The organism is Qipengyuania qiaonensis, from assembly GCF_019711515.1.
Lineage (GTDB): Bacteria > Pseudomonadota > Alphaproteobacteria > Sphingomonadales > Sphingomonadaceae > Qipengyuania > Qipengyuania qiaonensis.
The window spans coordinates 36,307-46,173 of the sequence record NZ_JAIGNO010000016.1 but is presented as its reverse complement, the minus strand read 5'-3'; the positions used below and the strand labels follow the sequence as shown (position 1 = coordinate 46,173).

Sequence of the window (9,867 nt, the reverse complement as noted above, 5' to 3'; positions counted from 1 at the left end):
CATCACCGCTCCACAAAAGAGCAGCAATCAGACTATCCGACCGGGGAGTGGCAAGGCGGCCTCCAGGCCACGCTTACGTAGCAACTAGGCGTAAAGTGGTATTAGATGACTTCGTGCAAGTCGATGTAGAGCGGCTATTTTGAGCGCTTCAATAGCAGAATGCGTGACGAGCTGCTGGTCTAAAACCTGTTCATGAGTTTCGCTCATGCCAAGTTGGAAATCGCGGCCTGGGACTGCGACCGGGTGAGCTCACACTCGGCCTTTGTCGATGCGGCCCCGGCGACGTTCGTCGCCGCTCTTCATAAACAATGGTCTGCTTTGCCACGCCCGATGGACTCCGCTACGCAACCCATTGCTTCAACAGCGCTCGCGGGTAAGACAACCGGTCGGCTTAAATCTAGTTGAAGGAAGCTGGAGACCACTTCAGCCGTACCGCTGTTGAAATGATCAAACCAAGGCGAATCCGACTTGCCAACCTTCTCAATTTTCTACGACCATATTGTCGTGAGTGCTATGAGTTGGAATAAGGAGTATACTATGTCTCGACCTTCCGAGCAGGATGAGCCTTTGGAGGGCGATGACCTAGCACTAAGCGCACCTGATGCTCACCGTGAGGAGCTTGGCCGCGTGCAAGCGGAAAACGAGCGGGAAGCGCTACGCTCTGAAATTGCGGACAGCGCGGCCCAGATCGCCAATCTTCAGCAAAAATATCAGGATCGATTGGCCGATCTTGCAGAGCTCGGCCATATTCTGGCTCTCAAGGACAAGGAACTCATACGCGTTAAAGCGATACATGAATTCTCCCAGCTTCGACACCATATCCTGACGATGCTATCGAAAGGACATGGGCAGTTGCATGGAGCCTTGTCCAGATGGAAGCTCGCGCGCTCGCGCAGGCGCGCTGTCGACCGCCTGGCACAGGAGAAGGCCCTGATCGAAACATCCGGCCTGTTCGATGCGGATTGGTATCTGGAACTCTATCCCGACATTGCGCAAAGTGGTGAAGACCCCATTCGTCACTACGTAATGCATGGTGCATATGAATTGCGTGATCCCGGACCGCGTTTTAGCGCTTTCAAGTATCACAAAAATTACCCTGACGTGACCAAAGCCGGGATACCAGCACTTTCACACTATATCCGTAACGGCAGAACCGAAGGCCGTCGCATATTTGGGGTGGGCGAATCTGGCTGAAAGCTCCTTGCCGGGATTAGGAAAGAGCCTGAATTTGGATCTCACGTGCACGCTGTCGTGCTGCAAGGCTCATTTTACCAAGATGTATCCGCGCTACGTCCAGCGCAAGAATTGCGTCTGCAACGCCTGAAATGGAACCTGCTGGCGCGACAAAGCCGGTCTTGCCGCTGACAATCAACGAGGGTGGAGCACCTCGATTATAGCATACTACCGGTCGCCCTGCGGCCATGGCCTCTACCACCGTACGGCCGAAACTTTCAGCGAAATGCGACAGGCTGGCCACTACGTCGACCTGGGCAATAGCTTCCGCTGGGCTATCAGCATAATCCCTAATGTCGACGTTTGGAGGCAGTGTGCCCAAATGTTCCAGGTCTGGTGTTTGGGGGCCGATGAGCAAGAAGCGGATTGCGGGGCCTAATGCGGCGATCATCTCTGCTGTTGCAACGAAATCCCCAATCCCCTTCTTGGCTACGTTACTGCTGATGAGACCGACTTTCAGAATCCGTCCTGGTGTGAACGGCAGATCGAATAGCTCTTCGTCCACGGCATTGGGTCGCACTGTGCAGCGATCTGGGCATTCCAGCCAGTCCGCCACAACCTGTGAGGGCACGATGAAACGGTCAACTTGTTCCAGCAGACTACGCCGCAGTGCGCCGGAGCCCATCCCCAACGCCCGGCACAGTGCCGCATCCTCGGCCGGGAGCTCGCGGACGTACATTGTGCATGGCACGGACTCGGAGCGAGCTGCGATAAGTGGTGCTTCTAAAGTCAGCGTGTTGACGCGAATTTCGCAAGGATTGTGCTTGCGGATCAACGAGCGAATTGCATCAATAGTTTTGGGATGTGGTGGATGCAATCCATGACGCCAGAGCTGTGGCAATACCTCAACCATGACAACCATTTCCATCAACTGCTCGAGATAGGCCGGGTTTTGCAGAGATGGCAGGACCACAACTGGTGCGAAACCGTCTTTCGTCAATCGGGCAACAACATCTAGAAAGCTGCGTTCAGCGCCGAACAGTGTAGCGCCCGATGTGTGCGCGAACACCAAAACGCGTTTGCGATCTAAAAAGTGCCGGTCCCGCCTTCCTATTAGCGCCGGCAATTTTTGCGCGCCGTCTTTTTCCCCGACGCGCAGGAAATGCAATAGTGGGTTTTCAGTTGGTCCGAGATTATGAGCCAAGCGATAGCCGCTCGTGCTAAACAGCGGACCTGGATCGCGATTGCCAGCTGCGCCCGAAGTTAGATAGTGTCGCGTGCCGCCGATTTTCGCCTGCATTGCTTCGGGGTTATTCAGTAGATACCAGTCTTCGTCCATCAAGTCCGATGCAACAATAAGGTCGAACTCACTAGCCGGAGCCTCGGTATCGCCAATGGCTATTGCTGGCGGTATGCGGAACGGACGCCTGACCGGCATGCGTGATAGGAAAAGACTGGAAGGTTCTGAAGATCGCCGATGCCAATCATGTGCGGCTTCCATGTAGTCGTGCCGAACTCCGTGATACTGACTACGTAAATGTGTCGCACTCTGATTGGTTAATGATCCGCGTAACGTTCGACCGAAGGCCAGTGGAACGCCAGGGCAGACCTCCTTGATTGCGCCTCCGCCATAAGCATGCATGATGCGATAGTAATATTCGGTATCGGCATTTACTTTCACGCGATCCCAATAGCCTAACTCTTCGCGCAATTCGGCACGTAGCATGAGCGAGGAAACATTGCGGTGGATCCAGCCTTCTTCCATACGCCAGCGAGTAACTTCCATATCGCTGCTCATGCGAACCCAGTGCGAAATCGAAGCCTTGAGCGTAGGATTTTCCATCAGGGCGCGTGTCTGAAGTTCAATCTTTTGCGGGTGAGACCAGTCGTCGGCATCGTGAACCGTAACGAATGCGCCGCTCGCTTCCGCTAAGCCCAAGTTGCGCGCGGCATACGCGCCTTCGTTGCGACCAACCTCAATTACCCTAACACGCGGGTCCTGCGCCGCAGCAGATCGGGCAATGACAACGCTATCGTCCGATGATCCATCGTCAATCAGGAGAATCTCAAGCGATTTCCAGCTTTGCGCTAGAAGTCCCCGAAGTGCGGTCGGCAGTTCCGCAGAAGAGTTGAAGACCGGCACAATTACGCTAACGAGTGGCTGATGTCTTGCCTGAAAGGTTGTTGACGGCATGGCTTCGGATTGCAGCCGGTCGAAAAGACGCTCATCTCCCTTCTTCAACGTCATCGAAGCCAGTCCAGAACGTGCGTGCAACTCACCTAGAACTTTCGATAGTCCGTGCTCTGATCGGCCTTCCGCCTGGGCGAGTAGGAATTGTGCAAGAATGAAATCCGGCGTTTCTCCAAATCTAGATATCCCCTTTTCCACTAAAGTTCGCGCATTCCGCACGTCGCCTTGTGAAAGGCTCAACTCAATCGCCAAAAGATCAGGCCCTGGATGGTTCAATTCATGGCTGCCTTCAGGGTGAGCATGAAATATTTGAATTGCTCGGTAAGCGTCTTCGTAATTTTGCTGAGAGGCTTCCCAGCGCGCTAAGACCCAACCCGCCACCGCCTGTTCGACCGCTGGTCCGGATTCAAGCAAGGCCTGAAGCCTCGGGAGAACGCGGTCTCCATAACCGCGCCAGAGCAGAGGATCGAGTTCTAGCGCATGCACTTTCGCGGCGTGTTGAGAAAGTGCATCATGATGGCTTCGCAACCAATCAAACAAGTCGTTCGATTTGGTTCCATCTGGATTCGCCGCAGCATCTAATATCAATAAAAGTCTCCGTTATTCCAGCGGACGACCTTCGGACTTTCCGAACTGAATATAGTGCACCAAGGCTGGCCAGCCGGCCTTCGCAACGTCGGGATTGGCCCAGTAATAGGCCATTGTGTCGAAATCCGGACCAGGATTCAGTCCTTCAAACGATCCGGCGCGAATATAGTGCTGCGTCGCGACCATACCGCCCTGCCCATTATGCAGATATGCCTTTTCGTACCATTGATCGTCAAATAGCGGACTAGATGCCAGAAGTTCGGCCTGCTGTTCTAAGGTGGTTTGGCTGCGGACAGGCTCGCCCATTTTCATCGCGTAGTATGCATGAATCAGCGCGATCTCGACCTCTTGTCGGATCCTAAGGTGTCTTATTTCAGCGCGAAGAACCCGTTGAATGTCCAGATCGTTTTGCTCGACTTCCGAACTCATAGCAACAATCTCTTTAGGCTGAGAAATACATTTAGATTCAATATAACAGGCGCATTTCAACGAAAAACAACTAGCACACCTTCTTGCTTTGGTCGCTAAAAATTAGGCAATGGAAACACAATAAATGTCCGCGCGGGAGCCTTTTTATAGCGCTTCGTAAACGGAAATTCCTGTGTCAACGTCTTCATACATTGTGGCGATGCCGTCATCCAGGACGATGGCCCGGTTGCAAAACCGTTTCACAGTTTTGACGCTGTGCGACGCGAGCAACAATGCACGATCCTTGCGCACTTCGAAAAACGCCCGCTCGCACTTCTTTCGAAAGTTCATGTCACCTACCATGATCACTTCGTCAATCAGGTAACATTGGAACTCGATTGCCAGCGATAATGCAAAAGCTAGCCTTGCACGCATGCCAGACGAATACTGCTTCACCGGCATGTGGAGTTGTATGCCGAGTTCGGTAAACTCCTCCACAAAGACCCGCATTTCGCTGTAGGGCTTGTCGTAAATGCGGGCGATAAAGCGGGCGTTATCGTAACCTGTGAGACTGCCCTGAAAGCCACCAGTGAACCCCAGCGGCCAAGAACAGCTCATCTTCCTCACAACTTTTCCGGAGGTCGGCATCTCCACGCCGCCAATTAGCCGAATGAGTGTGGATTTGCCCGCACCGTTCCGGCCTAGCAGGCCAATACGGTCATTGGGATTGATTGTAAAATCAACCCCATTCAGCACCGATTTCGTGATATGACCAGTGCGGTATTCTTTGTGCAGATCGTGGCAGGTGATCATGACAAGGAGAGCGTACGGCGTATTCGGCGTGACAGCGTCAGGCCAATCACCAAGCAAGCTAAGGTGATGCCAATCGCCTTGGGTATATCGTAGTAGGGCGTGACCAAATCTCCGAAGAGGCCGAAGCGCATCAGTTCCATTCCGGTGACAAGTGGCGACCACATCAGCGCCTCGCGCACGTTCGGTGGGAGCCAAGCCGCCATGTTAAAAACGCCTGAAAACGGGATTGATACGTACACGCTTATGGGCACGAGCTTTTCGACCACTTCCGACATCTCGGATAGTGGCGCTAGCACCGTGCAGACCGACACGACGAAAAGAACGTATATCAGCCATCCGGACACCAGCGAGGTGACATCGTATGGCATCGGGAACATGTCGAAGAAGAACAGCACGACACCTGCAAAAATGTAGGCCATCATCGCGCCGATCGCCTCGATCGAAACGCGCACGAAGATGAAATCCAAAATCTTCACTTGCCGGTGATAAAGCAGTGCGCCGTTAGTCTGGAAAATTTTAGCAGATCGACCGAAAGAGTGCCGCAAAAAAGTCAGCGGTATGTAACCGCTCACAACGAACGCCACCACCGCGATTCCTTGCTTTTCCTGTCCTCGCAAGAACGTCCACACTAGGCCGACCAATCCAGCGAACAGGAGAGGTTCGACCATGATCCACAAAAAGCCGATGTTCTCGCGACCAAAGCGTGTCACAAGCTCGCGGATCATGAGTGCCTGCATCACCCGCAATTGAACTCGCAAACCTTTTGAGAACTGCGTCATAGTTCAGTCTTCGGGTGCATGCTCACGAACGCCGACCGCTAGCATCCAACCGATCAGATAGATGCAAAGGCTGGCGAGGACGACCCCCAGTATGCTCTTCAACCGATTGGGAAGAATTGCAGCGTCCGGAAGGTTTGGTTCCACAACTCTCTCTAAATAATACTGCTGTTGCAGAGCTTCCGCGCGGGCCTGTTCAAGTGAAGCGTTGGCAGCCGTAAGCACCTGGGTGGCGAATTCCTGCTCGACCAGAAGGTTTTCGTACTCGGTGAGTTTGGAAGCAAGGCCGTCAGGTGTCCCGACCGCACGCCCTGTCTGTGAGGCGATCTGCTGCGAAAGGGATGCGATCCGTTCCTGTAACGCTGGAATCGATGGATGGTTGGGGGCTGTCCGGCGCATCTCACTCAATTGCGCCCGCAGTGCAGCTTCCCTGGAGATAAGTTCGTTGGAGACTGCCAAGACGCCCATACCCTGCTGCTGTGGGTCGAGGATTTCGGAACTGTTGCGATATGCTCCAAGCTGTATGCGAGCATCTCGGACGCGCTGCTGCGCCGCCGCTACCCGATTTTCGGCCTCCGTGATCGCCTGCGAGTTGACCCTCCGATTGAGGCGATTGACCAGATCTTCGCTCAGGTTGAGGAGACCCAAATTCAGCGATTGCGCCTCTTCAGGTGTATAGGCTTTCACTTCCAGAATAGTCAGTCCTGTATCGGGATCTGGAGATGTCGATACCATCGAATTGTAGTATTTGTAGAGGTGCTCGAATGAATCGCCCTGAAAGATGAGCGGGAAGCGGCTAACGAAATCGGCATGCGCAGAGCCGAACACGGCACGGACATCAACTCGTTCCGAAAGGTCGGCGAGTGCATCGCGAGACTGCACGTATCCGAGGATTTCGCTGGCCTGCTCCTCTCCGCTACCCAATCCAGTGCTCTGCAATAGAGAAGTGAGAGGCGATCCACCGCCACCTTGACCGTCCGGCGCCTTGATGACGAAACGCGACTCCGAAACGTAGATGTCGGCAGCAATGAAGCCATAATAGAGAGTGGCCAGCAGGGAGGGAAGAACCACAACCAGCGTGAACCAGCGCCATCGCTTGATCAATGCGACAAGTTTGTTTTCGGTGCCCGTCGCTTCGATATGACGCTGCAATTCTTTGTCGTGATGCATAATCAGTTTTGTGTTCAGGTAAGAATCAAACCGCGTCAGTGGTAAAGGGTAGCCAAGTGCGCGCGGGAGCGGCGCCTGTAGCAGCAATCGGACGGAATGCCCAAGGAAATTCGATCTGGCTCCCCTATTGACATCATCGCAAGGATTTTCTCGCTCTTTCAACGCAATCTGTCAGGTTGCCCAAGTGATCGCCCCTCTCCAGAGGCGTGCTTGCGTCTACAACATCCAGTAACGCCAAGTTCTGTTCGACGGGTGTTCGGGATGCCCCCGATCACGAACGATATAGTCTCCGCCAGTTGAATTGATCGCAGATCATCTTGAGCGACCGGAAAAATGGTCGCGGTCCTTTCCGCAGCGAAGCCAGCAAGATGCCGAAATCGCGCCGCAAACTCGTGTACTCATCGAGCGTTCCATAAATTTCCCAGAAGCGATCGGCTCCCAGTACCTCGGGCATCAGGAAAACGCCGTGGTAGCCGAAGCTTTCCTTGGGATCGCCCGCTCGTTCGGCAGAAAATGCGTCGGCAAGTTCAACCGGTGCAAAGCGCAACCCGAGCCTGTCAAGCATGGAACGATTGGTCCGGCAGATCGCTACGTCTTCCGGATGGTGGGAATTGAAATCCGGCAGGCGGCAGGCATCCATCAAGCGCCGACTGCGCAGAGAGAACCCACCATTCCCGACATCATGCCCATCTTGGAATTGCGGCCAGCTGGCTCCGACATAATCGTAGTCGAGAAAATCGGGCCGCCAGCGCGCCGGATCGATAACATGGCTATCCCACTGCACGATTAGGCAGTGGCTTGTATGTACATAGTCGGCCAGCCGGCTGATGACGAAGCGTGAATACGCCTCGGCAGACGAAAGCTTCTCGATGCGAACCACGCGGATTCGGTCGGAAGGGAATATCCCGGCCTCGGTCAGGTCGGCATCGGTGAAGAATATGGCCTCGGCCACGTCGATATAGACAAGGCTGGTTTCCAGCGCACGGATCGTGGCCTCGACATTGGATGAACTGACGGCACACATCGTCACATCGTCCAGGCGGAGACGTCGTGCAGGCACGGCGGGCATGAGTGTATCGCTGGTCATCGGATGTCTCTAGAGTTCCAGCACGAATTGTTCGCTGAACGGGCTGAGGCAAGGGTGATGAAACGGATCTGCCGAGCGATTCGGGCCTTTATCGAGATGAAACGGACCCCAGCGTTTTTGCAAAGCTGTCAGTTCCCGAGCCAGGCGTGCGGAGCCGGCCGGATCGCGATCGAAACCGCGCGTGACGGATTCGTGGTGCACAAGTGTGGCTCGCGGCTCATAAAGAGTGTGCCAACCCTTGCTGCCAAGACGTAGACATAAATCCACATCGTTGAAGGAAACGGCAAAGTGATCGGCGTCGAAACCACCGACGGCCAAGAATTTATGTCGCTGAACTACCAGGCAGGCCGCGGTCACGGCTGAAACGAACTGCGGTAAGGAATGCCGGTCGAAATAGCCCGGTTCAGTCGGACTGAGCAGCCGGTGTGCGTGCGCAGCGCCTCCGCCCACTCCCATGACGACCCCCGCATGCTGAATACGACCATCGGGATAAAGCAGCCGCGCACCTACCGCACCGACCTCTGCCCGCAAGGCCTGCTCGCACATCGTGGTCAGCCAGGCGGGATCGACCATTTCGATGTCGTTGTTCAGGAAGCACAGCAACTCACCTGAAGCCGTATCCGCGGCACGATTGTTGAGGGCGGCGAAGTTGAACGGTCCATCATCGCGCAAAACCTGCGCAAATTTTGGGTCCAGGCTGGCGAGGAACTCGAGTGTTGCAGTATCGTCGCTGCCATTGTCGATGACGATAACTTCCAGTGGTCCGGGATATTCGGTCCGGGCCAGCCCATCAAGGCAGTTGCGCAGCAGATTGAGTCCGTTGCGGGTCGGCACGAGAATACTGATGGACGGCAGGTCTGCGCGCGCTTCGGCCAACATTGTAGGGGGAAACGGCAGCTTTGGAGCAAAGCGGGTGCGGCGATGATGCAGGATCTGGTGCAGGTGGATGACGCAGCTGTTGTTTGCTTCGCTTCGTCGTACTGTTCGAGAAACAAGCTGTTGTGGCCATCCGTCGTCCGTTAGATCGTCGAAGCTGTCCTGACTTAGCCTGAGGATTGCCGCACCCGTCAGATAATCGAAGTGGCGGAACAACTCGCTGTTCCAATCGGGCTTCAGATGCGGAGTGCTGCGACGCATACGAGTATCGATGATATCGTCATCCGCGTAGATTACGAGAGTGCCGGCCGGTGCGGCGGCGGCGGCCTCGCGGTACAGCGCGCCGGCCCCGGGTGCGAGTATATCGCCACTCGTTATGGGCAGGATCCACGCGTCGGGATCATTTCTGCTCAATCGCGCAAGATCGGCTGTTTGAAGCCCCTGGATCTTCTTGGCAGGAATATTCTCGGAGGCGAGGCTTGATAATGTCCTTTCTATATCGGCGCCGACTTGAACCAACGCCATTATCGAAGGGGCATTCTCCAATCGGCGAGGACGCGCATCCGCGCTATCGTTTCCTCGCGAAAGCCACAATGCATAGGCCCACCGCGATCCGCCGAGCAATGGTGCGAGCAGGAGGCGGGCCCGCAGTCTCTTGCCCGTCACCCTTGACCAAGCAGCTCGGAAATAGCGCCTGGGGTCGACTAGCAACGCATCGAAGTGCACCATTAGCCTGAGCGCCAGGCGAAACCCGATACTGCGAGCGGGATTTGTTTGTGCGCGAT

General features: G+C 55.0%; 8 protein-coding genes. 1 reads left to right on the top strand and 7 read right to left on the bottom strand.

What is annotated here, in order from left to right; genetic code table 11:
* Positions 1–537: 537 nt before the first annotated feature.
* Positions 538–1,194 (top strand): hypothetical protein, encoded by a 657-nt coding sequence (locus tag K3174_RS15650; protein ID WP_221560374.1) that lies wholly within the window; start codon positions 538–540, stop codon positions 1,192–1,194.
* A 16-nt stretch (positions 1,195–1,210) separates the two neighbouring features.
* Here the strand turns inward: K3174_RS15650 and K3174_RS15645 are convergent, their stop codons facing one another.
* The 7 genes from K3174_RS15645 to K3174_RS15615 form a co-directional block, all read right to left on the bottom strand.
* Positions 1,211–3,952: a glycosyltransferase gene (locus K3174_RS15645; protein ID WP_221560373.1), complete on the bottom strand. Its 2,742-nt coding sequence runs from the start codon at positions 3,950–3,952 to the stop codon at positions 1,211–1,213.
* Between the two features lie 12 nt (positions 3,953–3,964).
* A complete protein-coding gene (locus K3174_RS15640; RefSeq protein ID WP_221560372.1) occupies positions 3,965–4,381 on the bottom strand; it encodes a hypothetical protein in 417 nt (138 codons plus the stop codon).
* Positions 4,382–4,525: 144 nt separating this feature from the next.
* Positions 4,526–5,173, bottom strand: a complete 648-nt coding sequence (locus tag K3174_RS15635; RefSeq protein ID WP_221560371.1) for an ABC transporter ATP-binding protein — start codon at positions 5,171–5,173, stop codon at positions 4,526–4,528.
* Positions 5,170–5,952, bottom strand: coding sequence for an ABC transporter permease (locus K3174_RS15630; RefSeq protein WP_221560370.1), 783 nt, complete (start codon positions 5,950–5,952; stop codon positions 5,170–5,172). The genes K3174_RS15635 and K3174_RS15630 overlap by 4 nt, the downstream gene beginning before the upstream one ends.
* A gap of 3 nt (positions 5,953–5,955) precedes the next feature.
* Positions 5,956–7,119, bottom strand: coding sequence for a KpsE/RkpR family capsule polysaccharide export protein (locus tag K3174_RS15625; RefSeq protein ID WP_221560369.1), 1,164 nt, complete (start codon positions 7,117–7,119; stop codon positions 5,956–5,958).
* Positions 7,120–7,390: 271 nt separating this feature from the next.
* Positions 7,391–8,206, bottom strand: coding sequence for a DUF5672 family protein (locus K3174_RS15620; RefSeq protein WP_247712229.1), 816 nt, complete (start codon positions 8,204–8,206; stop codon positions 7,391–7,393).
* Between the two features lie 9 nt (positions 8,207–8,215).
* The gene (locus K3174_RS15615; protein ID WP_247712228.1) at positions 8,216–9,607 is read right to left on the bottom strand and encodes a glycosyltransferase family 2 protein; all 1,392 of its coding nucleotides are present in this window, start codon (positions 9,605–9,607) and stop codon (positions 8,216–8,218) included.
* Between the last annotated feature and the right edge of the window lie 260 nt (positions 9,608–9,867).

Excerpts from the sequence above, each read along its gene's own strand:
- K3174_RS15635 (WP_221560371.1), bottom strand. The coding sequence starts at position 5,173 with ATGATCACCTGCCACGATCTGCACAAAGAATACCGCACTGGTCATATC.
- K3174_RS15615 (WP_247712228.1), bottom strand. The coding sequence starts at position 9,607 with ATGGCGTTGGTTCAAGTCGGCGCCGATATAGAAAGGACATTATCAAGC.
- K3174_RS15625 (WP_221560369.1), bottom strand. The coding sequence starts at position 7,119 with ATGCATCACGACAAAGAATTGCAGCGTCATATCGAAGCGACGGGCACC.
- K3174_RS15620 (WP_247712229.1), bottom strand. The coding sequence starts at position 8,206 with ATGACCAGCGATACACTCATGCCCGCCGTGCCTGCACGACGTCTCCGC.
- K3174_RS15650 (WP_221560374.1), top strand. The coding sequence starts at position 538 with ATGTCTCGACCTTCCGAGCAGGATGAGCCTTTGGAGGGCGATGACCTA.
- K3174_RS15640 (WP_221560372.1), bottom strand. The coding sequence starts at position 4,381 with ATGAGTTCGGAAGTCGAGCAAAACGATCTGGACATTCAACGGGTTCTT.
- K3174_RS15630 (WP_221560370.1), bottom strand. The coding sequence starts at position 5,952 with ATGACGCAGTTCTCAAAAGGTTTGCGAGTTCAATTGCGGGTGATGCAG.